The sequence below is a fragment of the Paenibacillus lacisediminis genome, from assembly GCF_046567315.2.
The window spans coordinates 326,385-349,720 of record NZ_JBKIAX020000004.1; the positions used below are offsets into that span (position 1 = coordinate 326,385).

Annotated in this window: 23 protein-coding genes; 13 read left to right on the forward strand and 10 right to left on the reverse strand. The window is 53.0% G+C overall.

What is annotated here, in order from left to right; translation table 11 throughout:
- Positions 1-127 precede the first annotated feature (127 nt).
- From ACLD72_RS10270 to ACLD72_RS10295, 6 genes are all read right to left on the reverse strand, one after another.
- Complete coding sequence (locus ACLD72_RS10270; protein WP_458475739.1) at positions 128-2,350, reverse strand: Tex family protein; 2,223 nt, start codon at positions 2,348-2,350, stop codon at positions 128-130.
- A gap of 477 nt (positions 2,351-2,827) precedes the next feature.
- Complete coding sequence (locus tag ACLD72_RS10275) at positions 2,828-3,184, reverse strand: DUF4190 domain-containing protein (RefSeq protein ID WP_410997284.1); 357 nt, start codon at positions 3,182-3,184, stop codon at positions 2,828-2,830.
- Between the two features lie 339 nt (positions 3,185-3,523).
- The gene (locus ACLD72_RS10280; protein WP_009226461.1) at positions 3,524-3,874 is read right to left on the reverse strand and encodes a type II toxin-antitoxin system PemK/MazF family toxin; all 351 of its coding nucleotides are present in this window, start codon (positions 3,872-3,874) and stop codon (positions 3,524-3,526) included.
- A 3-nt stretch (positions 3,875-3,877) separates the two neighbouring features.
- Positions 3,878-4,159 (reverse strand): CopG family ribbon-helix-helix protein, encoded by a 282-nt coding sequence (locus ACLD72_RS10285; protein WP_018750966.1) that lies wholly within the window; start codon positions 4,157-4,159, stop codon positions 3,878-3,880.
- A 249-nt stretch (positions 4,160-4,408) separates the two neighbouring features.
- The gene (gene alr / locus ACLD72_RS10290; protein ID WP_410997282.1) at positions 4,409-5,590 is read right to left on the reverse strand and encodes an alanine racemase; all 1,182 of its coding nucleotides are present in this window, start codon (positions 5,588-5,590) and stop codon (positions 4,409-4,411) included.
- Positions 5,591-5,794: 204 nt separating this feature from the next.
- Positions 5,795-6,916 carry a DUF4367 domain-containing protein gene (locus tag ACLD72_RS10295; protein ID WP_410997425.1) on the reverse strand — a complete coding sequence of 374 codons (1,122 nt, stop codon included), beginning with the start codon at positions 6,914-6,916 and terminating at the stop codon, positions 5,795-5,797.
- 197 nt (positions 6,917-7,113) lie between these two features.
- On the opposite strand from ACLD72_RS10295, the gene ACLD72_RS10300 reads away from it, so the two are divergent.
- Genes ACLD72_RS10300 through ACLD72_RS10315 form a run of 4 tightly spaced genes read left to right on the forward strand, consistent with a single transcriptional unit; the run spans position 7,114 to position 9,771 of the window.
- Positions 7,114-7,551 (forward strand): LytTR family DNA-binding domain-containing protein, encoded by a 438-nt coding sequence (locus ACLD72_RS10300; protein WP_410997280.1) that lies wholly within the window; start codon positions 7,114-7,116, stop codon positions 7,549-7,551.
- Positions 7,552-7,563: 12 nt separating this feature from the next.
- Complete coding sequence (locus tag ACLD72_RS10305; protein ID WP_410997278.1) at positions 7,564-7,986, forward strand: hypothetical protein; 423 nt, start codon at positions 7,564-7,566, stop codon at positions 7,984-7,986.
- Between the two features lie 13 nt (positions 7,987-7,999).
- A complete protein-coding gene (locus tag ACLD72_RS10310; protein WP_410997276.1) occupies positions 8,000-8,917 on the forward strand; it encodes an ATP-binding cassette domain-containing protein in 918 nt (305 codons plus the stop codon).
- Positions 8,917-9,771: an ABC transporter permease gene (locus tag ACLD72_RS10315; RefSeq protein WP_410997274.1), complete on the forward strand. Its 855-nt coding sequence runs from the start codon at positions 8,917-8,919 to the stop codon at positions 9,769-9,771. The genes ACLD72_RS10310 and ACLD72_RS10315 overlap by 1 nt, the downstream gene beginning before the upstream one ends.
- A gap of 22 nt (positions 9,772-9,793) precedes the next feature.
- Here ACLD72_RS10315 and ACLD72_RS10320 read toward each other — a convergent pair whose 3' ends face one another.
- Entirely contained in the window at positions 9,794-10,378 is a 585-nt protein-coding gene (locus ACLD72_RS10320; protein ID WP_410997272.1) for a TetR/AcrR family transcriptional regulator, read from the reverse strand.
- Positions 10,379-10,495: 117 nt separating this feature from the next.
- Between ACLD72_RS10320 and ACLD72_RS10325 the strand changes: the two genes are divergently transcribed.
- Together ACLD72_RS10325 and ACLD72_RS10330 are read left to right on the forward strand one after the other, a co-directional pair.
- The gene (locus tag ACLD72_RS10325) at positions 10,496-11,038 is read left to right on the forward strand and encodes a hypothetical protein (protein ID WP_410997270.1); all 543 of its coding nucleotides are present in this window, start codon (positions 10,496-10,498) and stop codon (positions 11,036-11,038) included.
- Between the two features lie 72 nt (positions 11,039-11,110).
- The gene (locus ACLD72_RS10330; RefSeq protein WP_410997268.1) at positions 11,111-11,263 is read left to right on the forward strand and encodes a hypothetical protein; all 153 of its coding nucleotides are present in this window, start codon (positions 11,111-11,113) and stop codon (positions 11,261-11,263) included.
- 550 nt (positions 11,264-11,813) lie between these two features.
- Here ACLD72_RS10330 and ACLD72_RS10335 read toward each other — a convergent pair.
- On the reverse strand, positions 11,814-13,064 hold the full coding sequence (locus tag ACLD72_RS10335) for an MDR family MFS transporter (protein ID WP_410997266.1): 1,251 nt from the start codon (positions 13,062-13,064) through the stop codon (positions 11,814-11,816).
- A gap of 177 nt (positions 13,065-13,241) precedes the next feature.
- Here ACLD72_RS10335 and ACLD72_RS10340 point away from each other — a divergent pair, with 177 nt between their 5' ends.
- Positions 13,242-14,597 carry an amino acid permease gene (locus ACLD72_RS10340; RefSeq protein ID WP_410997264.1) on the forward strand — a complete coding sequence of 452 codons (1,356 nt, stop codon included), beginning with the start codon at positions 13,242-13,244 and terminating at the stop codon, positions 14,595-14,597.
- A gap of 96 nt (positions 14,598-14,693) precedes the next feature.
- Positions 14,694-16,994 (forward strand): alpha/beta hydrolase family protein, encoded by a 2,301-nt coding sequence (locus ACLD72_RS10345; protein WP_410997262.1) that lies wholly within the window; start codon positions 14,694-14,696, stop codon positions 16,992-16,994.
- Positions 16,995-17,064: 70 nt separating this feature from the next.
- Here the strand turns inward: ACLD72_RS10345 and ACLD72_RS10350 are convergent, their stop codons facing one another.
- Positions 17,065-17,616 carry a GbsR/MarR family transcriptional regulator gene (locus tag ACLD72_RS10350; protein ID WP_251590492.1) on the reverse strand — a complete coding sequence of 184 codons (552 nt, stop codon included), beginning with the start codon at positions 17,614-17,616 and terminating at the stop codon, positions 17,065-17,067.
- Positions 17,617-17,954: 338 nt separating this feature from the next.
- Here ACLD72_RS10350 and ACLD72_RS10355 point away from each other — a divergent pair, with 338 nt between their 5' ends.
- From ACLD72_RS10355 to ACLD72_RS10370, 4 genes are all read left to right on the forward strand, one after another.
- Positions 17,955-19,202, forward strand: a complete 1,248-nt coding sequence (locus ACLD72_RS10355) for a quaternary amine ABC transporter ATP-binding protein (protein WP_410997260.1) — start codon at positions 17,955-17,957, stop codon at positions 19,200-19,202.
- On the forward strand, positions 19,186-20,028 hold the full coding sequence (locus tag ACLD72_RS10360; RefSeq protein ID WP_410997258.1) for an ABC transporter permease: 843 nt from the start codon (positions 19,186-19,188) through the stop codon (positions 20,026-20,028). Before ACLD72_RS10355 ends, ACLD72_RS10360 begins: the two co-directional genes overlap by 17 nt.
- A gap of 1 nt (position 20,029) precedes the next feature.
- Positions 20,030-20,941, forward strand: coding sequence for a glycine betaine ABC transporter substrate-binding protein (locus tag ACLD72_RS10365; protein ID WP_410997256.1), 912 nt, complete (start codon positions 20,030-20,032; stop codon positions 20,939-20,941).
- 331 nt (positions 20,942-21,272) lie between these two features.
- Complete coding sequence (locus ACLD72_RS10370; protein ID WP_410997254.1) at positions 21,273-21,452, forward strand: YjfB family protein; 180 nt, start codon at positions 21,273-21,275, stop codon at positions 21,450-21,452.
- 65 nt (positions 21,453-21,517) lie between these two features.
- On the opposite strand, the gene ACLD72_RS10375 is transcribed toward ACLD72_RS10370, so the two are convergent.
- Positions 21,518-22,543 (reverse strand): hypothetical protein, encoded by a 1,026-nt coding sequence (locus ACLD72_RS10375; RefSeq protein WP_410997252.1) that lies wholly within the window; start codon positions 22,541-22,543, stop codon positions 21,518-21,520.
- 256 nt (positions 22,544-22,799) lie between these two features.
- On the opposite strand from ACLD72_RS10375, the gene ACLD72_RS10380 reads away from it, so the two are divergent.
- The gene (locus ACLD72_RS10380; RefSeq protein WP_410997250.1) at positions 22,800-23,138 is read left to right on the forward strand and encodes a hypothetical protein; all 339 of its coding nucleotides are present in this window, start codon (positions 22,800-22,802) and stop codon (positions 23,136-23,138) included.
- Positions 23,139-23,336 lie beyond the last annotated feature (198 nt).

A 23,336-nucleotide genomic window follows, 5' to 3' on the forward strand; every position in this document is an offset into this window, starting at 1 on the left:
AAGACGATAAACCATGTTGAGGAGTATTATTTTCCTACGGCTGTAGTCTTTTATCTAAAAAAAGTGCCGGGACTACTGAAGATCAGCGCCCGGCACTTTAAACATTTGTTCATTCTGCGGCTTTAGATTAAGCCTCTATTCCGGCCGGTTTGCGCATCGTTAATCCGACCCGGCCCTTTTTGACATCCACATTCAGCACCCATACAGTGACGTTGTCCCCGACGGAGACGACATCCATCGGGTGTTTGACGTACCCGTTGCTCATCTGGGAGATGTGCACGAGCCCGTCGTTTTTGATGCCGATATCGACGAAGGCGCCGAAATCGATCACATTGCGGACGGTGCCCTGCAACTCCATGCCCGGCGACAAATCCTCGATCTTCAGCACGTCGGTGCGGAAAATCGGCAGCGGGAGCTCTTCACGCGGGTCCCGCCCCGGGCGCTGCAGGCTGTCCAAAATATCGCGCAGCGTCGGCACGCCGACGTCCAGCCGGACGGCCAGCTCTTGCGGATCTAGGGCGGACAGCCGCTCCGCCAGCTCCTTGGAACCTAGCTGATCGAGGCTGACGCCAAGCTCCGCAAACAGCCGGTTCACCACCTCGTATGACTCAGGGTGGATCGGCGTCTGGTCGAGCGAATTTTCACCTTCGTTGATCCGCATAAAGCCGACGCACTGCTCGAACGTTTTGGCGCCGAGCCGCGGCACCTTTTGCAGCTGCTTGCGGTTACGGAAGCGCCCGTTTTCCTCGCGGAACTTCACGATGTTTTTCGCCGTCGTGGCATTGACCCCGGAAACGTAGGACAGCAGCGCCGGCGAGGCCGTGTTGACGTCCACCCCGACATGGTTAACCGCCGATTCTACGACATTTTTGAGGCTTTCGTCCAGCAGCTTCTGGGAGACGTCATGCTGATATTGCCCGACGCCGATCGCCTTCGGCTCGATCTTGACCAGCTCGGCAAGCGGGTCCTGCAGCCGCCGCGCGATCGATGCCGCGCTCCGCTCGGCGACGTCCAGATCGGGAAACTCCTCCTGGGCGAGCTTGGAGGCGGAATACACGCTGGCCCCCGCCTCGTTGACGATCAAATACGCCAGCTTCCGGTCGCGGCGCTCAGCAATCACCTCGGCCACGAACTGCTCCGTTTCACGGGAAGCCGTGCCGTTGCCGATCACGATCAGCTCCACGCCGTATTTGTCGATCAGCTCGTTGAACTTGGCGGCCGCTTCCCGCTTTTTGTTGTTCGGCGGCGTCGGATAAGTCACCGCGACCTCCAGCAGCTTGCCGGTATCGTCCACCACGGCCAGCTTGCAGCCGGTCCGGTACGCCGGGTCGACGCCAAGCACGATTTTGCCGCGAACCGGCGGCTGCAGCAGCAGGCTGCGCAAATTGGCGGCAAAGATGGAAATCGCCTGACGTTCCGCCTTCTCCGTCAATTCTCCGCGAACCTCCCGCTCGATCGACGGAGCAATCAGACGCTTATACGCATCTTCGATCACCGCCTTCAGCACTTCTTCCGTAACCGAACGGCCTTTGATCAGCTTGCCGGCCATATGGCGGAGAATAGGTTCCGTTTCCACCTCAAGCGTTACTTTAAGCAGGTTTTCCCGCTCACCGCGGTTCATGGCCAAAATACGGTGGGACGGCATTTTTTTGGCCGGCTCCCGATAGTCGTAATACATCTCGTATACAGATTCCTCGTCCGGCGTTTTGGCTTCGGACACCATCAGGCCGCGATCCATCGTCTGCGCGCGAACCCAGGCCCGGACCGCAGCGTCGTCCGCGATCATCTCGGCGATGATATCCATCGCCCCCTGCAGCGCCTCCTCCGCCGACTCTACGGGGGGCTCTGCTTCGGGCTTCACGTATTGGGCTGCTTCCGCCAGCGGCTCTCCCTGCTTCGGCTGGGATAGGAGCCATTCGGCCAGGGGTTCCAGCCCTTTCTCCTTGGCGACGCTGGCCCGCGTCTTGCGTTTTTGCCGGTACGGACGATACAAATCCTCCACTTCCTGCAGCTTCACCGCCCGGGCGATCGCCGCCGCCAGCTCGTCCGTCAGTTTTCCCTGCTCGTCGATGATTCGGACAACTTCCTTTTTCCGTTCCTCCAAGTTGCGGAGATACTGCGTGCGTTCCTCGATATTGCGAAGCTGATTTTCATCCAGCTCCCCCGTCATTTCTTTGCGGTAACGGGCGATAAACGGGATCGTGTTGCCTTCGTCAAGCAGCCCGATCGTTGTGCGCACCTGCTTCAAGGACAAGCTTAGCTCCTTGGCGATTTGGGTGACAATCCGTTCCTGTTCTCCCGCGTCAATGACTTGCTGTCCGGCGGTTCCGTTCGATTCCGATTGTGACAATGTGGATCCCTCTTTCATAGAAAAATAACGATTGTTTCTATTATAAGAAAAACAACTACCGGCGTAAAATTCAAAGAAGACAGTCCGCGATTAGCGGCAGTTTTTCCCCACGATTATACCGCGGTCCATTGACGTGTCATGGAGAAGGAATGGGAATGGGTGGGGCAGCCTCGTTGCCGGAAATAGCGGTAATTTGTGTCGCTATATTTGGTATTTTCCTCATCATAGGCTAAATAGAGGAATTTTTTGCCCCTATTGGATCACCCAGCCAGGAAAAAGCGCTTTTTGACCTCATTTTTCTAAAATAGCAGTAAAAAATCCCTCTATCTTTGCTTGGCTCCTTTTTTGATGAAAATAGGGCCCTTTTTTACCGTTAATCCCTCGATCTCCTCCAAACAAACGCAGCAGCCTGCCTATAATAACGAAAAAACACCGGGCTCTAAGGCACCGATGCTCTCTCCCTCTCTTACAATCATCCTAAAAGTTCGTGTACAAGTCCGGCGTTGCCGCGAATGCAATAAAAACGATGACAAGGAACAGCAGGATAATTCCGTATAATGCCGTCCCGATAATGCCGCAGACGAGCCCCGCTACGGTTAAGCCTTTCCCTTGCTCATTCGTCTTTTTGAGTTCCTTGAAGGCCAACGTAGAAAACACGATAGCGACAATTCCCAAAATAAAGCCGATGTAAGGTATGACGATCGACAATATGCCAAGCACCAGCGAAGCGATCGATTTGCCGTTTGTTTTGGCCGGCATTGGCGGCTGGCCTGGCGGGTAATCGTTGTTGAATGATGCGTACGGATAAGATGTGTCAGACGGATGTTGATCCATGTAAAGCGGTCCTCCCTAGATTTTTCCTTATATTTTATTGTACTTGATCTTCCGGAATGATGCCATGAATATTTTCCCGTTTTTCTGTTTGTGGAAATTCCTTTCAGAAAATTTTAAGCTCCAATTCACGTTTACTTTATTTTTATATTCTAAAATAATGATCAAACAGCGCCGTTTACCCAAAATGCTCCGTTATAGTTTGACCCTGCTGAAGAATTTTATAAAATGTGGCGATGAGCAAACGGAATCAGCATTCGGAGCGGTTGAATTAAGCTAACACAAAAAACGCCCCGGAAAACTCCGGAGCGTCTGCCCGCGCACTAAACTCACGCGTACATATCAGAAATCGATTAAACCGAGACTAATCAGCAGCGAATCGTTAACTTTTTTCATCGTCTCTTCGTCCAAATGAGTTATTTTATCGGTAAGTCGTTGTTTGTCGATCGTACGTATCTGTTCCAGCAAAATTACGGAATCTCTGTCAAATCCGTGCGTAGCCGCATCGATTTCCACATGGGTCGGCAGCTTTGCTTTTTGGATTTGTGCCGTGATAGCGGCAACAATGGCCGTAGGGCTAAATCGATTGCCGATATCATTCTGGATGATAAGCACAGGTCTTACCCCGCCCTGCTCTGATCCAACGACAGGAGAGAGGTCTGCGAAAAAAACGTCGCCGCGCTTTACGATCAATGTTTACACCCCGCTTACTAGGCGGTCCAGAGTGATGTCTGCATCTTCCTCCGCATGGAATGCTTCCGAGGCCATGGACAAATTGATTTTTGCCATCTCCATATACCCGCGCTGCATCGACTCGCGAATAAATCGTTTCTTGCGTTCGTTCAGATACAGCTTCATGGCCTGTCTGATCAACTCGCTGCGGTTGGAATTTTCCATCGCAACGATCCCATCCACTTCCTGCAAAAGATGATCCGGTAAACTGATCATGATTCTTTTGGTGTTGTGCATATTGGCCATCCTTAACTTCCACCCCCAAAAACCTTGTCGACCCTGATTCCCTGTCATCAGTATAGCATTATTCAAGGGAATTTATACAAAAATATATGCCATACGTATATCAAGTATGCTGCATTTCATTATAAACAAAAATGACAATGCCGTACATACCTGAACAACTTCCATCTATTTGCTATTTCGATGGACCTGGCACAAAATCCTTCATGCGGGGGAAAAGTTTTGTTGAATTTTGTCTGCCGAAACGAATGTTTACAGCAGCGGATTGATCAATACGTCAGGCTGGCCCTTGCGTCTGTATACCCGGGGTACACGGTGAGCAAGCATACACACCACTTCGTAATGAATGGTTCCAAGAGCGGAGGCCAGCTCGCCGGCGCTAATTTCCTCGCCGGACTGCTGACCGATGAGCACAACCTCCTCGCCGGCTTGAATTACTTCGGCTTCGTCAGCCAAAGCTTGAAGCGAAACCATACATTGGTCCATGCAAATCGTTCCGACCACAGGGACGCGGCGCCCGCGTATCAGTACTTGCGCCTTGCCGCTCAGCATCCGGGAATATCCGTCCGCATAACCGATCGGAAGGGTGCCGATCAGCTCCTCCCGCCGGGTTACGTATCTCGCCCCGTAGCTTACTGCGGAATGAGGAGGCAGCGCTTTTACCCAAACCAGCCGCGTTTTGAGCGTCAGCACCGGGGCAAGCTTCACCTCATCCTGCCGCACATCGTCGGACGGATAAAGACCGTATAAAGCGATGCCGATTCTAGCCATCTGGAGCGACAACTCCGGCAAGTCAATGGAGATCGCGCTATTACCCGTATGTATGATCGGGATCTCAATTTCATGCTCCCGCAGCGCGTTTACCACTCCCTGAAACCGGCGGAACTGTTCCAATGTATAGGTTTTGTCCGCATCATCCGCCGTGGCGAAATGGGTGAACAATCCTTCCACTTTCACCTGCGGAATCTGCATGGCCTTGCGTACGAAGGCAACCGCCCCATCCCCCGGCAACAGGCCCAAACGCCCCATCCCGGAGTCGATTTTGATATGGACTTTCAGCTTATGCGGGAACGCCGCCGGATCAAGCGAAGCGATTCTCTCCAGCACCTCTTCGCTGAACACGTTCAGCGTGACGTCATGCTCCCAAGCGGTTCTAACCCCATGCGGCGGCGTATAGCCCAATACGAGAATCGGAAGCTTGATCCCGGCGTGCCGGAGCTCGAGCGCCTCATCCAAAAACGCGACGCTAAGATAGTCCGCGCCGATCCTTTCCAATTCTTTCGCCACAAGTACGGCACCGTGTCCATAAGCATTAGCTTTTACACAAGCAAGCAATTTCATGTCTGCGGGCAATCTTCTCCGCAGCACTGTATAATTGGCTTCAAGCGCGTCCAGATCAATTTCTGCATAGGTAGGTCGATACTTCACTTGCACTTCTAGGTCACCTTCTCTAAAGATTGAAAGTCCAAAAACATCCTGAGCAATACACTAATCGTAATGGTCAGGAAGACGGCTGTCAATTCTGCGGAAGCACCCATTTTTAGGCAAATGAAGGCGGCTAAACAAAAGCAGGCGAAAAGACGGGTCCGGCCAAATCGGTTTTGATTGCCGGAACATCCGTAATCCGCCTGTTCTTCATTATTTACCCGTTTGATCCTGCATAGAAGCAGCGACCTTAACCATTTCATGGACAGGCAGGTTTTCGCTCGTGATCCGGAACTCCAGACCGTCCACGGTCCAGGTCAAGGTTTGCAGCTCCTCACCGGTCAAGAGGCCCCAAGTAAAGCCCATGTCGACCAATTCGCCGGACACCAATGAAGCGGTCCGGTCCGGGGAACGCGTCTCCGACAGCGTAAATTGATATGTACCGTCATAACGCTGCAGCACAGTGATGCGCTCGCTGCCTTCCACCACTTTGTCGTCCTTGTATTCTACCCCATCCGGCAAATACGTGGGAATAATGACGCCAAACGGTTCCGAAAGGGCCGGGCTGGACGTTTTGTCCGCGCTTGCCCCGCTTGCCGATGCGGAGTCGGTTCCGTCCGCTTGTTCCGAGGCCGGCTTCTCGACGAGCATACCGTTCTCATCGACCTCAAGCAGCGTGCCTTGGGCGTTCTGTGCCGCCGCATCCAGGTTGTGCTGCATATCGAACGATTTGTTATCGAACTTCGCATCAAAATCAAACTTGTCGAATTTCACTTCGACGACAACCTTGGCCTCCGCATCGGATACCTGAACTTGCTTCGGAGCGTAGTTGTCTTTGGCCAGCCAAATTTTTTGCCGCACGAGAGCATGGGTGTTGTAGTTGGCGGCCACTTCAAAAATATAGCTGTCTTTGTCCGTTCCGAACTGCCTTGAGCCGTCGGTCAAAATGCTGCGGGCCAACGTCTGATACAGATAAACCTGGCCTTGATTTTCCGGCCAATCGCTTTGGAAACGGAAGCTCTTGTTCAGGCTGGGCGTAAGCACGTAAACGCCCTGCTCATTGCGAAGCACAATTTGCGTGATATCCTTCTGCGCATTCGTCAGCGCGATCCGGTAGAACGACGGGTTCTGGTACCATACCTCCACCTTGTACTCCTGCGGCTTGTCGCCGGTATAAAGCGTCATCGTGCCTGAACCTTGATAACTCTTTAATCCAGAGACCACTTTGTCCAAATCCTTGACGACGCCGTCAGCGTCCTTTTTCCCGCATGCAGCCAACACAACGCTTAAAACCAGCACGATGGTCAGCATCCCTATCCATGAGAAACGGCGCATAAGATCATCCCCTCTGCAGTTTGATTTCCTAAACTGATACATGTCTATGAGGGAACTTGGCCGATTATGCAGACTAGCTCTGGCCCATGCATCTTACCCCTTCGAACACGCAGCTTGCCAGTTACGGCATTGCGTCCGCAAAAATCGCCGTGATATGGTTAACTCACCTATATAGAGGATACCGGGGAGTGAATCCTTTGAAACTGATTATCGACCAATCGCTTGACCATGAGGATGTGGAAATCACCATTAAATGCAGGCTGATCGACGCCGATTTGGAGAAGCTGATCGCGCAGATTCGTCTCTACGGCTTTGCCATCACGGGTAAAAAAGACGGCGCTAGCTATCCCCTGCGGCCCGAGGACATCTACTACTTCGAGTCCATCGACGACAAAACGTTCGCTTATTACGAAAAAGATGTTTATGAGTGCAGCCTGAGGCTTTACGAGCTGGAGCAGCAATTCGCCCAGGCCGATTTTGCCCGGATCAGCAAAAGCTGTATTTTAAACATCATGAAGCTGTCCAGCGTCCGGGCCCTGATCAACGGGAGGTTTGAGGCCAGACTCGACAACGGGGAGAAGCTGTTTATCAACCGCCACTATGTTCAAGGCTTCAAGCAAAAATTCGATTTTTAGGAGGTGCCGAAAATGACTAGATTAAAAGCCTATCTCACAAGAGACTGCATAGCCTTTACATTTGTCGTCCTGGCTTATTCGATTCTGTCTTTGCTGGAGGTGCTGCCGCCTTTTGAGACCGTGCTCACGTTTCAACTGTTTGCCATCACCTCCTGCTGCATCGCCATACTGATGCTTGTGACCGAGCGGATCGCCTGGAAACGTCTCTGGACGTCGATAGCCGCCGATATCCTGGCCGTTTTGCTGTCCGTGTTTATAGTTGGCCCTTTGCTGGGCGTATTCTCTTTTGACCTGAACAGTACCGCCGTCATCGGCGGGATGTCGATTCTGGCATATTTTGCGGTGTACGGCGTGATGATCATGAAAGACCGCGCCGACGCGAGCAGGATCAACCGGAAGCTGCGGATTATCCAAAAGCGCGAATTGAACAAGTAAGGGGAAGATACCCATGAACAAGATGATTGAAGTGCACGGCTTGAAAAAATCGTTCGGATCGCTTGAGGCCGTGAAGAACATCGGCTTTTACGTGGAGGAAGGCAGCTTGTTTGCCTTTCTGGGGCCCAACGGAGCGGGCAAATCAACGACGATCGATATGCTCACGACAAGGCTCAAGCCGGACGGCGGCGAAGTTATCATCGGCGGGTACCGGTTGGGGCGGGACGATGAGCGGATTCGCGGTTCCATTGGCATTGTGTTTCAGGACAGCCTGCTTGATCCGCTGTTGACCGTTAAAGAAAATTTACAGGTGCGGGGCAGCTTTTACGGCTTGTCTCGCGCCGCGCTGGAGGCGGCGATCGCGGCAGCGGTGGAAACGGCCAGCGCCGGCGAGTTCCTAAAGCGGCCCTACGGCAAGCTGTCCGGCGGCCAGCGCAGACGGGCCGATATCGCCCGCGCCTTGATTCATACGCCCAAGGTACTGTTCCTGGACGAACCGACGACCGGGCTGGATCCGCAAACGCGCAAAAACGTGTGGGAGATGATCCTGAAGCTGCAGCGGGAGCAGGGCATGACCGTGTTCCTCACTACGCATTATATGGAAGAAGCTGCGTTGGCCAACTACATCACCATCATCGACCATGGGGAGGTGCTGGCTAGGGGAACTTCCCTGGAACTGAAAAACCGCTATGCTGCGGATTTGCTGAAAATCAAGCCGGTACATGGCGCTGAGCTGGCCGGCGTGCTGACGGATCTCGGCGTTCACTTCGACTTGGACGCCGCCGGCGTATACCGGATCGCGTTGAGCCGCACCGTGGAAGCGCTCGGAATTATCGATCGCTGCCAAGGCAATATTGAGAACGTCGAAATCATCAATGGAACGATGGACGACGTTTTTATTAACCTGACGGGAATGGAGGTAAGAAGCTGATGATCCGCATCGCGCAGCGGAATTTGAAAATCTTCTTCCGCGACCGGGCCGCCGTGTTGTTTTCCTTATTGGCGGTCTTTATCATCCTGGGGTTATACGTCGTGTTCCTCGGCGATATGATCGCAAGCGGCCTGCCGGATATCCAAGGAGTAAGCTTTCTTATCGACAGCTGGGTGCTGGCCGGCATTCTCGCCGTCACCTCCGTTACTTCAACGATGGGCGCATTTGGCATCATGGCCGAAGACCGGTCGCGGAATATTCTCAAGGACTTCACGGCCTCTCCGATCCGCAGAAGCCGTTTGACCGGCGGCTACATCCTCAGCGCCTGCTCCGTCGGCATCCTTATGAGCGCGGTCGCCTTCACGCTCGGAGAGCTGTACATCCTGCTGGTTGGCGGCGAGCTGCTGCCTATTCTTGGCATGCTGAAAGTGCTTGGCCTTATCGTAATGTCCGTGTTGGCCAGCAGCTCGATTATTTTCTTCATCACCACATTTTTGCGCAGCCAAAACGCCTTCTCGGCGGCCAGTACGGTGATTGGAACGCTGATCGGCTTCCTGACCGGCGTTTACGTGCCGGTGGGCAGCCTGCCGGAAGCGGTGCAGTGGGCCATCAAACTGTTTCCCGTATCACACGCCGGCGTACTGATCCGCAGCGTGATGCTGGAACGTCCGATGGAAATATCCTTCGCCGGGGCACCGGACGGGATGGAGGCGGAGTTCATGCGAAGCATGGGCGTGGTGTACCAATTCGGCAGCTACAGGGTGGAGAACTGGCTAAGCATCGTCATTCTGCTGGGATCCACTGTGCTGTTTTTCAGCTTGTCCCTGCTGAATCCGGCGCGCAAAAACAAATAAGCCGGACCGGGTGAGCCGCGCTCTAGTCCAGCATCGAATTCAAGTGATGCACCAGGATGCGGCTGATCTTGTTTGCGCCGAGCCGCTGCGAGTCGAGCAGCGCGTGGATGGCGATGCCGTCGATCAAGGCATACAACCGCTCCGCCTCCAGCTCTTGATCCACTCCCGCTTTCAGCAGCCCCTGCTGGTCCAAATAAGCGATGAGGTATCGCATCAATTGGTATATCCCGTCATGCTGCGCGTCAAATCCCAACTGCTTGTGCCGAAAATAGGTCGTAAACGCCATCCAAACCTCCATTTCCGCCCTGGTTTCCTCGCGGGTTGGCACGATCTCCAGCAAGGTTCTCAATACTTTGTCCTTTGGCGGCAACTCCAGCATCAGAATAGCTTTGATTCGGGCAGCCGCCTTCTCCTTCACCAGATTCATCGCGTAGCGAAGCAGTTCCTCCTGCGAGGAAAAATCATGGCGCAGCGCACCGGCCGACAGTCCCGCCTCTTTGGCGATGTTGCGCACCGACGCTCCTTCCATCCCCTGCTGTAAAATGACCCGCCACGTCGCTTCGGCGATCGTTTGTTTTCTTTGAGTATGGTCTACTTGTTTTGGCATATCTTCAGTTTACCAGCCATGGGCCAACAACACAATCTATCCGGTACAGTTGTATTAAATAAATAACGATGTTACAATACTTCAGGACTTCACAAATTACAGGAGGGGAAAACACGCATGAATGCGGTGGCCTGGACAATCGTCGCCTGCGAAATCGCCTTTTGGGTGGTCATTGCCGCAGGATTAATCGTACGTTATTTATGGAAACGGCCTAAGCTTGGGCTGGCCTTGCTTGCTTTGACTCCGGTCATCGACCTGATCCTGTTCGTCATTACCGGCGTCGACCTGTACAACGAGGCAACAGCCACGACGGCCCATGCGCTTGCAGCCGTATATATCGGGGTATCGATCGCCTCCGGAAAAAGCATGATAGACTGGGCCGACGCCAAGTTCCGCTTCTATGTGGCCAAAGAGGAAGCTGTCAAGCCCGCAAAGCGTTACGGCATGGATCATGCCAAACATGAATTGAAGGGATTTATCCGCCATATTCTCGCGTTTCTGATCGGAGGTCTGCTGCTCGCCGGGATGATCTATTTCATCAACGATTCCAGCCGTACCGAGGCTTTGCTTGGGGTGCTCCGAGTGTGGGGTATTGTGCTGTGCGTGGATTTGGTCATTACGGTTACGTATTTCATTTGGCCGAAGCAAATCAAAAAATAATCAGGTGCATAAAATCCATCATGCCAACGCACCCTACTGTTGACTTATCGGGAGTTGAAGGAGGGTAGCAGTATGAAGAAAGAGTCTCAAGGTCCTAGCAAATATGAAGTGCAAAGAGACGAGTTCAACAAAATGCCGGTTCCGAGCAAGGAGAGAGAAGAGTTTGCCAAAGAAATGGCGGAAGATGCCAAAACGGTATTCGGTCAGCAGCAATCGGAGCGTTAAAATAAGCGTTTTACTTAAATCGCGTTATGAAAAGAAAAGCCAACCGCATTGGCATGAAGGCGGTTGGCTTTTCTGCTTGCGCCTAACGGCGTCCTTTAATGGCTCTGACTTCTACTTTGGAGCGATTGGAGGCTCTTCCTAAACTTTGGACGCTGCTCTAACGGACACCAGCGACCTTATCCGCCCATTTCCCGGGTATTTCCCAGCCTAACGGACACAGGCGACCCTATTTCGCTCTAAACCCGTTCATCCAGGCCGATTTTAGGTAAATAAGGTCGTCTGTGTCCGTTACATTTTGCAAGCCTCCGTTTTTACGCAAATAACGGCTCTGGTGTCCCTTAAGCCCCCAGATTTCTCTTCTCCTTCCCTCTCTTCCTACGTATCGCTCTCTACCATACCCGAATCTGCGACTACTATTACATTCATTTTGAGCATCCAGACCTGAAATCCGTCGAGATTCTCCAAAAACAGCCAGCCCTTGTCCTTCCATGCGATGAACGGCATGCTGCAGCTGTACTGCGCAAATACTTCAACCGGGGCTCGCGCCGGCTTAGCTTTGCGCCGCAGCCTCCGCAGCCTCGGCTGTTTTGGCCGGCCTGCCGTACGCCAGATGGCGGTTGGCCAGCAGCAAAAACGGCACGCCGCAGGCCGTCGTCAGGGCAAGTATCGCAAAAATGGGCAGCGCCGCTCCGGCTCCCAGCGAATCCAGCAAAAATCCGCCAAGCAGCGGGGCCAGCGTATTCCCCAGGTTGTTGAACCCGAAAACGCCGAAATAAGTGCCGCGCAGCTCCGGTTTCGCGATCCGGTCGACCAGCACATCGGTCATCGTAAACATCAGCACTTCCCCGATCGTAAAAATCACGACCCCGAGGATAAACGCCCAAATCGTATGGAACGCTCCAAACAGAAGCAAACTGCAGGAAACGAACAAATTGCCGGCGATGATCGGGACGATCGGCGAAAAACGGCTGGCCAACCGGACGAGCGGAAACTGCACGGCCAATACGACGATCGCGTTCAGCGACAGCATGTAGCTGAACCACTTGGCGCCGTTTTCGATATCCGGACTCATCTCCATATACTGCGCCAACGTAGAGTCGAAATGGCCGTAGCCCAGCACGCAAAAGATCATGCCGATCAGCACGTACACGAAGGTGCGGTCCCGCCCGGTCACTTGCAGGGCTCCTTGCAATGTCAGGCGCTCGCCGGCGCCATGTTCGGCAGTGCCGACATGTTTATGGGCCATAAACTGGATTAGGAGCACGATACCGTACAGGAAATAGACGAGGCCGGCAAAATAAAAAGCGATCCCCGATTCCGAAGCACCAAGCTGCATGCCGAGAATCGGCCCGATGACCACGCCCAGATTGATCGCCGCGTAACGCAGGTTAAATACAAGCATCTTGCTCTCCTGCGTCGTAATGTCGGCCAGCAGCGCCCGTGAGGTTGGCTCGAACATCGCCCGGCACAACCCGTTTAGCGCGTTCATGACAAAAAATATCCATACCTTGTCCGCCAAGGCAAAGCCAACGAACACCAACGTCCAGCCGAAAATGGATATATACAGCACTCTTTTTCGTCCGATAACGTCCGAGATGTATCCTCCGTAAAAGCTGGCGAATACGCCGATCAGCGAACTGACGGCCACGACGATCCCGGTTTCCGAGGCGGTCGCCCCCATCGATTTGATCAAATAAATGGACAAAAACGGAATGCTCATGGATGTGGCCATCCGGCCAAAGATCGTTCCTATAATAATAGTCCAGGATAAAGGATGAATGTTTTTGAGATGCGTATTCATGGAGTTCGCCTTTCTTTGTTCACATTTTGTTAAAAAACTATTTTCCTATTAAACAAGGCTAAAAAATATTTGTCAAGGCAAAAGAAGAGGTTTGTCATTTCCTATCTCTGCCGATTTGCAGTAAGATTAGTAAATATCCATTTATGACCAACAATGCGTTCAGGGGGCACTGTTCATATGAAATCCAACAACCAAGCCACTTTGCAAAAAAAATTGCTGCCGCGTCATATCAGTTTTATGGCGATGGGCGGCGTGATCGGCACCGGCATTTTCAAAGGCAGCGCGGAAACGGTAAGCCTGGCCGGTCCCGGCGTGATTTTTTCTTACGTTTTCGCCGGCTTGCTGCTGCTTGTCGTGATGGGCGCGATCGCCGAGATGGCCACCGTCTATCCAGGCAAAAATATGAAGGATTTTATCCGCCAAGCGTTCGGGGAACGGGTCTCTTTTATCATCGGCTGGCTGTATTGCTTTATGTGGCTGGCCGTCTGCGTCATCGAGGTCATCGCCGCCGGCAGCTTCTTGCAGTTTTGGCTTCCGGGCGTGCCGCTCTGGGTTTTGAGCCTAGCCAGCGCGGCCTTCATCCTGGCCGTCAACACGATGAGCGTCGGGGGTTACGGCGAGTTCGAATTTTGGCTGGCCGGCATCAAAATCGCCATGATCGTGGTGTTCATCGTGCTGGGCGCGGCCATCCTGTTCGGCTGGATTCCCGGGGCCGTGGCTCCGTTTCCGTACAATTACACTGCTTACGGCGGCTTCTTTCCCCACGGCTGGACTGCTATTTTCTCGGCCCTGCTGGTCGTCATGTTCTCTTACGGCGGCTCCGAGCTGATCGGCCTGACGTTATCCGAAGCGCAAGATGCCGAAAAGGTGCTGCCCCGGGTCGTCAAAAGCTTTATTTTGCGCGTCGTCCTGTTTTATACGCTGCCGATTCTCATCATATGCGGGCTGGTCCCGTGGAACAGCCTGAACGAACAGACCAGCCCGTTCGTCCAGGTGCTGGCGTCCGCCGGCCTGCAAGGTTCGGCCCACCTGATGAACTTCATCCTGATTACGGCCGTTCTGTCGGCGGCCAATTCCGGCATCTACGGCGCTACCCGCATGCTCCACTCCATGGCGGCGGGCGGCGAAGCCCCACCTTTTCTCGCCCGTATTTCGGCCAAAGGGGTTCCGGTCAATAGCCTGAAGCTCTGCGGCAGCGTGCTGATCCTCGGTTCGCTGGTCGCCTATTTGAATCAGGCCGGTTTGTTTCGCTTGCTGATGGCGGTGCCGGGTTTCGTCGTGGTGCTCGTTTGGATTACGATCTGCCTGTCCCAGCTTAAGCTGCGCAAAACTTATCCGCTGGCGCCAGGCTTTAAAGTCTGGGGATATCCGTATATCACGAGCTTAACGGTCATTTGCTTATCGGTCATCGCCCTGTTGTTTCTGTTTGACGCGCAAAACCGGATCAGCATCTCGGTATGTCTCTTCGTACTGATCCTGCTGACCGCCTGGTCCATCCTTCGTTTTCGCTCCGGTGCCGGCCGCAGCCGCTAGAACGTTGTCAACCTTCGAACGTAAACAGACTGTTTCTCCTCCCCTGCCCGGCATGTTACAATAACGGCGGAAGTCTAAAGCGGGTTGGGGGGAATTATGGAACTTCAGATACTGACCGAACTTGTTCTGCAGAAACCAAGCCTACGTTACCGGCTGATTCGCCGGATTCAGGGCGCTTACCGATACGATACCGCCTATTGGCGTTTTGCGGCAGCCGGTCCTTGGGGGGCCGGCATGTTCGCTTTTATGTTGTTGGCTTTGGGCATGCCTACGGGCTTCGGTACCGCCTTCGACATGCTGCTGTTTGTGCTGACGGGGACGATAGGGATGTTCGCCGCGGCGCACGCGGCCGCAGTCCTGCTGGCGCTGATCGGAGTGCCGATCCCCCGCCTGTTTGCGGGAGCTTTGTTGTATGATCTGGCCATCATTTTTTTCATCTTCTATTTTAGTGAAGTACCTTTCCCCGCTTCCGCGGTGATATCTGGCGTGGTGACACTGGCAGGAGCCATCGCCGGCATGATCGCCGCAGGGGTTGCCCGCCTGCGTCTCTCCCTGCGCGCCAAAGCCGGCCTGATCGCGGTGCTTGCGCTGTTCGGGCTAACCGCCGCCGTCTGGCCGGATGTTTCGCAACAAACCGGCACGGTGCCGGCCTCCCTCTCCGATTCGGGCGCTTTCGAGCCGGCCGATAATCCGGCTAACCCGGGAACTTATCCAGTTTCTACTTTATATTATGGGAGCTGCGAAGACCGTTGGCAGCCGGAATTCGGGAAAGAGACGGATTTGCGCTCCGAATCGGTGGACGCCTCCGCTTACATTAAAAGCTGGCCGCGGCTCCGCACCTGGTTTTGGGGTTATGACCAGCACGCGCTTCCCGTTAATGGCCGGGTATGGATGCCGGAAACGCCCGAGGAGAATTCAGGGAACGCCGGGCCTTATCCGCTCGTTCTGATCGTTCACGGCAATCATTTGATGGAGGACTTTTCCGACGGGGGATACGCTTATTTGGGCGAGCTTTTGGCCAGCCGGGGATATGTGGCCGTTTCGGTGGACGAAAACTTTTTGAACTATTCGGCATGGTCGGGGATACCCGACAACGATATGAAGGTGCGCGCTTGGATGCTGCTGAAGCATTTGCAGCAAATCGGGGAGTTTGCCGCCGAGCCGGGCAATCCGTTTTACGGGAAAATCGACTTCGGGCAAATCGCCCTGATCGGCCACTCGCGCGGAGGGCAAGCGGCCGTCATGGCCGCCGATTACCGGAATTGGTTCGGTTCCGACGCGTCGCTGCAAAGTCTGGACTCGTTCCGGATTCAAGCCGCGGTTGCCATTGCCCCGACCGACAAAAAGGTGGACAACAAATACACCAGGCTGCGGGATGTCAGCTACTTAACGCTGCAGGGCGCCCGGGACGGCGATGTCAACGACTTCGACGGCGACCGCCAGTATATAAGAACAACGTATTCCCGCGGGGCGGATAAATTCAAAGCTTCGGTCTACATCGCCGATGCCAACCACAGCCAGTTTAACAGCAGCTGGGGGGCAAGCGACGTCAGTTACCCGAAGGGCATCCTGCTTAGCCGAAGCGGGATGCTGGCTCCCGACGAGCAGCGGGAAATCGCGAAAGTGTATATTTCCGCATTTTTGGAGGAAACGCTGCAACGGCAGGAGCGGGAGCAAGAGCGAGAGTCATATCTTGCCCTGTTCCAAGACTATCGCACCGGAATGTCCTGGCTGCCGGACACGGACTATTATAACCGGTTTGAGAGCGGATCATTTATCGCCTGGGCCCGGTATGACGAGGACACAAACAAGACGTCGGTTCCCGGGGGCGGAAAAGCGGAGGCCAGCGGCCTCATCTGGATGGAGCGGAACGCCAAAAACCGGCATAATGTCAGCAAGCCTACCCGCGGCATCGTGCTGGAACGCGGCGAAAGTACAGTAGGCATCAGCTCCGTTTACACATTGCAATGGGAGCAAGGCGCCCCCTTTCCCGGAATGGACGGGTCCGCTCCCGAATTGTTATCCTTTTCGTTGGCGGACCTAAACCATGAGCTTGAACAAAACGATTCAGCTGCGGCCGATCCGGCTGCTCCGGAAATCAGCGTGGAACTGACCGACAGCCATGGCCTAGCCGTCCGCCTGCCTTTGTCCGCGTTCATGGACAGGGCGCCGCTTCCCGAGACCACTTTCACGATTCATCCGTGGCTGGAGCGGAACTTGTCGGAAGGCAAATACAAGCATCCCACCGAAGCGGTATTTCAAACTTACCGCCTGCCATTAGCGGCCTTCACCGCCGCGAAGCCGGGCTTTGACCCATCGGCCGGAATCACCCGCCTGGCCTTCCGTCTGGACGGCGGACCGGCCAAAATCATGCTGGACAACATCGGAGTATACTAAAAACGCTTAGTCCCTTCGGCCATCCTTTAGGCCGGGTCCGGGACTAAGCGTTTTTTACAATAAGGCGTGATTATTCAGGTTTAGGTACGAGCTGGTAGATGTCCCCGTTTTCCATGGTGTCGATCAGGCGGTCCAGCCATTCGTAATATTTTACCGCTTCCTTCATTTTGCGAGCGTCTTCCTCCAGCACCTTGCGGAGCGGTCCTTCCGGCTCACTGGCCAGGCAGCGGTTCAATTCTTCCAGGGAACGGCGCAGCACCAGAATGTTGCCTTCCACGGCTTTTCTCCATTTGATGGCAAAAAAGTCCGTAAACGTCTGATACCAGTCGTATTCTACTTCATATAAGTCTTTGCGCGAGCCTTTCTCCCATACTTTATTCACCATTTTGAGATCAAGCAGCGTTCGCACGCCCGTGCTCATGCTGGTCTTGCTCATACTCATTTCGACGCCCATCTCATCCAGGGTCATCGGCTTATCCGCAAAAAAAAGCAGCCCGTACAAATGGCCCGTAGAAAGAGAAATGCCATATAAGTCCATATTTCTGCCAATCGCTTCTATAACACGCTTGCGTACCTTCATTAATGACGCATGCTGTTCTTCTGTGAGCTGGTCCAAGCTCATGCTTGCAACCTCCTATTCATTGCGAACCATGATTCTATGGTGTTGGCGCCATCTAACACTGCGTAGTCTAACGCTTATTCTATCTTAAGTAAAGCCTGCCTAAATGTAAAGAAGCGACTTCGGTAGGATATGGGAGCATACGGGAGTTATCTGTAGATTCGTTACGTTCAGTTTTTTCTGTACGTTCCTTACGTACGGATTTGAGCTTTGAATTATGTTCCTTTTCCCTGTTAGACTGTTATACATAGGTTGATGCGATGCTGCCCGCTTCGCCTTGCTTTTTGCTGCAGCGAAGTCAGGCATCGGAGGGCAAAGTTGTTAAGAAGAGGAGTGAATACATGAGTAAGGAAATATTGCGTGTCCATGAAGTAAGCAAATTGTTTGGTCCTCACGCGGAGCAAGGCATACCTTTGCTGAAACAAGGTTATACGAAGGAACGCCTGCTCAAGGAGAAAGGCATTACGATTGGTGTCGGCCAGGTTAGCCTGGATATCCGCGAAGGGGAAATTTTCGTGATCATGGGCCTGTCCGGCAGCGGCAAATCGACGCTTGTACGGATGCTGAACCGGCTCATCGAACCTACGGCAGGCGAAATTCTGCTGCACGGGCAGGACTTGCTGAAAATGAATAAATCACAGCTTCGCGAAGTGCGGAGAAAATCGATCGGCATGGTGTTCCAGAAATTCGCTTTGTTCCCGCACCGCACGGTACTGCAAAACGTGGAATACGGGCTTGAAGTTCAAAAAGTAAACAAACGCGACCGGAAGGAAAAAGCCATGCAGGGCCTGGAGCTCGTCGGATTGAAGGGCTGGGAAAATCAATATCCCGAGCAGCTTAGCGGCGGCATGCAGCAGCGGGTCGGTCTGGCCCGGGCGCTGGCCAACGACCCGGAGATTTTGCTGATGGACGAAGCGTTCAGCGCGCTGGATCCGCTGATTCGCCGCGACATGCAGGACGAACTGCTCGAACTGCAGGAAAAAATGAAAAAAACGATCGTCTTTATTACGCATGATCTGGACGAAGCGCTGCGGATCGGCGACCGGATCGCGCTGATGAAGGATGGCGCGCTGGTACAAATCGGAACGCCGGAAGAAATGCTGACGAATCCGGCCGACCGCTATGTTGAACGGTTCATCGAGGACGTCGATCTGTCCAAAGTACTGACCGCCGCGCGAGTGATGCGGCGTCCGGAGACGATCTACCCGGATCGCGGACCGCGGGTTGCCCTGGAACTGATGCGCGAACGGGGAATCTCCAACCTGTTTGTGATCGACCGCAGCAAGCGCCTGCTCGGCGTCATTACCGCCGAAGACGCCGCGGCCGCGGCGAAAACCGGAGCATCGCTCAGCGACATTCTGATCAAGGACGGTCCGCGGGTCATGCCGGATACTGTGCTGAGCGATCTGTTTGAGGTCACAAGCTCGTCGAAAGTACCGCTGGCGGTTGTGGACGAACAGGAACGCCTGCTGGGCGTCATCGTCCGCGGCGCCGTGCTCGGCGCGCTTGCCGGTGAAACCCACCATGAAACTCATCATGAAACTCATCATGAGACGAAGGAGGTGACCGCTCATGAACTCGATTCCTAAATTGCCGATTGCCGACTGGATTGAGTCGATCGTCGATTGGATGAGCACGTATTTGGGTGGATTTTTCGACGGCTTGTCCGCGGTCATCGAATGGATTGTAAGTTTCTTTTCCGGATTGTTTTTGCTGCCTCATCCGCTTCTGTTTATCGCGATCATCGGAATTCTTGCTTATCTGATCGGCAGATGGCAGCTAGCGTTGTTTACGGTGATCGGGTTTCTGCTGATCGATAACTTGGGTTATTGGCAGGAAACGATGAATACGCTTGGCCTTGTCATTACGTCGGGGCTGATTTCGATCCTGCTTGGGATTCCGATTGGGATCTGGAGCGCCTACAGCAAAATTACCCACCGGATCATCGCGCCGCTGCTTGATTTCATGCAGACGATGCCGGCGTTCGTTTACTTGCTGCCGGCCGTTACCTTTTTCAGTCTGGGCGTTGTTCCGGGCGTCATCGCTTCGGTCATTTTTGCGATTCCGCCGACGATTCGGCTGACTTATCTGGGCATCAAACAGGTGTCCGGCGAATTAACCGAAGCGGCCAACGCTTTCGGCTCCACGTCCTGGCAGAAGCTGTTTAAGGTCGAGCTGCCTTTGGCGATGCCGACACTGATGGCCGGGGTGAACCAAACGATCATGCTGTCGCTGTCCATGGTCGTCATCGCGTCCATGATCGGCGCACAGGGGATCGGGGCCACCGTGTACCGGGCTGTGACCCAGCTTAAAATTGGTCAAGGCTTCGAAGCCGGTCTGGCCGTCGTCGTACTCGCGATCGTGCTGGACCGCTTTACGCAAAATTTGTTGAAATCCAAAAAAAGGGGAGAATAAGATGAAAAAAACGAGGAACCTGATGATGCTGGTAGGATTGGCCGGAACACTGCTGCTTTCCGCCTGCGGTCAAACGGGCACCAGCGCCGGAAGCAATACCGGCGGAAATGCGGCGGGCGACTCCATCGGCAAACAAGTGAACTACGAAATCATCGGCATCGATCCCGGTGCGGGCATCATGAAAGCGACGGCCAGCGCAATCGACCAATACGGCCTTAGCGATTGGAAGCTGATCGAAGGCTCGGGCGCGGCGATGACTGCGATGCTGGATAAAGCGGTCAAAGCCAAAAAACCGATTGTCATTACGGGCTGGACGCCCCACTGGATGTTTGCCAAATACGATCTGAAATACTTGGATGATCCGAAAAAAGTGTACGGGGAAGCCGAAGAAATTCACACCCTGGTGCGCAAAGGCTTGAAAGAGGATCAGCCAACAGCCTATGAGTTCCTGGATCGCTTCGAGTGGACTTCGGACGAAATGGGCGAAATGATGACCGCCATCCAGGACGGCCAAGACCCGGCCGAAGCGGCTAAGGCTTGGGCGGACAGCCACGAGGACCGTGTGAACAGTTGGATAGAAGGCTTGACGCCGGTGAACGGCGACAAGCTCAAACTGAGCTATGTCGCTTGGGACTCGGAAATCGCCAGCACGAATTTGCTGCAATACATTCTCGAGAACAAGCTTGGCTATAAGGTAGAAGCGTTGCAGGTGGAAGCCGGCCCGATGTGGACCGGGGTTGCCGAAGGCGACGCGGATGCGACCGCGGCCGCTTGGCTGCCGCTGACCCACGCAGACTACTGGGATAAATACGGCGATAAATTGGAGGACCTTGGTCCAAACATGACCGGCGTCAAAACAGGGCTTGTTGTTCCAAGCTATGTCGATATCAATTCGATTGAAGATTTGAAATAAGCCTCAAGAGAACGGAAGAAGCCGCCCCTATTCGGGACGGCTTCTTCATATATATCAATTAAGAAGAGGGAGTACTTAAAATATAGCAGCCCTTGCTTAAAGGAACCTTACAAAAAGCTGAAAATTACCTTAAATTACGTGTTTCAAAAAGTCGGCTTTTCAGCACCAAGAAGGCCCGGCTGAATTCAAGATTTGACGCCGAATAAGCTCCATGATTCTACTTCGTGATCAAAAGATGACTTTTTGAACTACCTCTTAAATTATAAATGGTTAATTGCAAACCTAATCGATTTGCTCGTGAATGCCGATACAACCGGTAGGAGGTGAGAAAATGGATATCGCAGCAGCATCAACCGCTATGAGCCAAGCCAAACTTTCCCAGGCTGTCAGCATCCAAGTACTGAGCATGGCCAAAAACCAGGCTGAAGTCCAAGGTCAGAACCTGGTGAAAATGTTAGAACAAAGTCAGTTGGATCCCAACCGGGGCAGACATTTGGATATTAGAGTATAGGCGCAAAAAACCGTCCGATGATGAAGTCGGACGGTTTTTCGTTTTTTTGACTAAGGTTATTCAGCCTAGGATATAACGCCGTTCGCCGGGAGTTGTTGCCACGAATAAAATTTGCCTTTTTTGTTGATTTTGCCAACCAGTGTGGGAGCTCCTTTTTTGGTGAACGTATATTCATTAGCTTTGATCGATACCGAATAGCCTTTCAGATTGATCGAAAAGACCGATTGAACCGCCGGTTTGGCCACGGACAGGGCTTTGGTCTTGCTCAGCTTCGGCTTGGCAAATGACTTGGCAAAATCCTGCTCATCGTTCCAATCTTCTCCTGTCATATTATAAACTTCCCAGACTTTGCCGGTCTTCGCCCCGATCAAAACATGGTTAAAATCGTTTTCGTCCTGATAATTCCATACGAAATTTTTATCCCCTTCCTTCTCGCGAATGACGAAGTCGAAAGGTTTGGTGGTGCTGATTCCCAGCGCTTTCAGGGCGCGGGAAGCTTTGTTGTTCAACTGTGGTTTGGTGCTGCCTAAAGAATAGGAGATGCTTGCTCTAATACTGTTGTTATTATCCAAGTCGATGTACAGATTTTGAGCATTGCCGAAAAATACCCAGTAATTGCGCAGCTGTTTATCCTCCTGGTACGGGGAATAGACCCGCCAGAGCGCTTCAGGTTTAAATTTTTTGTCGGTGTCAAAAGTTTTCAGAAAGGACGCTACACGGGAACGCAAAGTTTTGTCCATCACTTTATCCCTATCGTCGGCCTTATAAATAATCGACGTGGACTCTACCCGGTTTTTCTCCGGGTTATAGAGTTGGCTGAAAGTTGCGTTGGCCTTCCCGTTCAGCGTCCCCTCAAAGATCCAAAGATTCTCGTCTACGCTGGTAAACGTAATTTTCGAATTTGGGGCCAGCTTGTTTAGTGCATCCGTAAGTTTATCCGAGACGGCCTGATCGATGTTCGGCGCGGTCTGCGCGTCTTGCTCCACCGCCTGGGACGACTGATCAGACGGCTGCTCCGCGTGAATCGGGACCGCGGTAAACATAAGAGACAGAACTGCGACGGTTGCTGCGATGGATCTCCATTTCTTCATATTTCTTAAATTCCCTCCTGTGCTAAATGTGAGTCATCACTTTTTTATAACGAACAAAGTGAGGGAAATGTTGCCATCATAAAACCGTCAAAACAGAGCCGTGCCATTGCGCCAATATAATGACGTATTGTTCAATTTCTTGCGAAAATTGTGAAGTTTTGTCCTCTTTTATTTTCAAAGGGCCGAAGGGAAAGTATAATTGGGTTATTAAGCAATTCCCTCAGCCGATGAGGAACCCGATGAGGAGTTTTGTACGATGAGCAACGCGGAGTTAAAAGAATTGCTACAATCTGTGATAAACGAGTCCTTACAGCCGGTAAAGGATGACATTCGCTCGGTAAAGGATGAAATCCAACTGCTGAAGACAGGACAAGAAGAGCTGCGGCTGATCACTAGCGCGATTCGCGACCGGCAGGAAGAAACCGACGCCAAACTTGAAGCGTTAAGCATGGACGTGAAGCATATGCACGGCGATCTGGTCCGGATTGAGCAAAAGCTGGACGAAAACGAGTCCGAACTTCGGGGGGATGTCCGGTTCCTTAACCATCGGATCGCCGATCTCGAAATGGAAGTCGAAAAATTAAAAAACCGGTAATGCGAACCGCCAGGGAATTTACTCTGGCGGTCGCTTGTTCCAGCGAAACATAAGGACAAAAAACGTCGCTACTCCGGTGATATCCGTCAATTTGAGAGAAATAGAGACGATTTATGTCGCTATTTTCTCGAGTCGCGGTAGGAATGCTCTCGTTCTGGGCACTTCATAGGAAAATAAGTACCAAAAATGCCGCTATTG

Coding starts and splice junctions, on each gene's coding strand:
- ACLD72_RS10275 (WP_410997284.1), bottom strand. CDS start 3,184: ATGGATCAACATCCGTCTGACACATCTTATCCGTACGCATCATTCAAC.
- ACLD72_RS10285 (WP_018750966.1), bottom strand. CDS start 4,159: ATGGCCAATATGCACAACACCAAAAGAATCATGATCAGTTTACCGGAT.
- ACLD72_RS10295 (WP_410997425.1), bottom strand. CDS start 6,916: ATGCGCCGTTTCTCATGGATAGGGATGCTGACCATCGTGCTGGTTTTA.
- ACLD72_RS10305 (WP_410997278.1), top strand. CDS start 7,564: ATGACTAGATTAAAAGCCTATCTCACAAGAGACTGCATAGCCTTTACA.
- ACLD72_RS10310 (WP_410997276.1), top strand. CDS start 8,000: ATGAACAAGATGATTGAAGTGCACGGCTTGAAAAAATCGTTCGGATCG.
- ACLD72_RS10315 (WP_410997274.1), top strand. CDS start 8,917: ATGATCCGCATCGCGCAGCGGAATTTGAAAATCTTCTTCCGCGACCGG.
- ACLD72_RS10320 (WP_410997272.1), bottom strand. CDS start 10,378: ATGCCAAAACAAGTAGACCATACTCAAAGAAAACAAACGATCGCCGAA.
- ACLD72_RS10325 (WP_410997270.1), top strand. CDS start 10,496: ATGAATGCGGTGGCCTGGACAATCGTCGCCTGCGAAATCGCCTTTTGG.
- ACLD72_RS10330 (WP_410997268.1), top strand. CDS start 11,111: ATGAAGAAAGAGTCTCAAGGTCCTAGCAAATATGAAGTGCAAAGAGAC.
- ACLD72_RS10335 (WP_410997266.1), bottom strand. CDS start 13,064: ATGAATACGCATCTCAAAAACATTCATCCTTTATCCTGGACTATTATT.
- ACLD72_RS10340 (WP_410997264.1), top strand. CDS start 13,242: ATGAAATCCAACAACCAAGCCACTTTGCAAAAAAAATTGCTGCCGCGT.
- ACLD72_RS10345 (WP_410997262.1), top strand. CDS start 14,694: ATGGAACTTCAGATACTGACCGAACTTGTTCTGCAGAAACCAAGCCTA.
- ACLD72_RS10350 (WP_251590492.1), bottom strand. CDS start 17,616: ATGAGCTTGGACCAGCTCACAGAAGAACAGCATGCGTCATTAATGAAG.
- ACLD72_RS10355 (WP_410997260.1), top strand. CDS start 17,955: ATGAGTAAGGAAATATTGCGTGTCCATGAAGTAAGCAAATTGTTTGGT.
- ACLD72_RS10360 (WP_410997258.1), top strand. CDS start 19,186: ATGAACTCGATTCCTAAATTGCCGATTGCCGACTGGATTGAGTCGATC.
- ACLD72_RS10365 (WP_410997256.1), top strand. CDS start 20,030: ATGAAAAAAACGAGGAACCTGATGATGCTGGTAGGATTGGCCGGAACA.
- ACLD72_RS10370 (WP_410997254.1), top strand. CDS start 21,273: ATGGATATCGCAGCAGCATCAACCGCTATGAGCCAAGCCAAACTTTCC.
- ACLD72_RS10375 (WP_410997252.1), bottom strand. CDS start 22,543: ATGAAGAAATGGAGATCCATCGCAGCAACCGTCGCAGTTCTGTCTCTT.
- ACLD72_RS10380 (WP_410997250.1), top strand. CDS start 22,800: ATGAGCAACGCGGAGTTAAAAGAATTGCTACAATCTGTGATAAACGAG.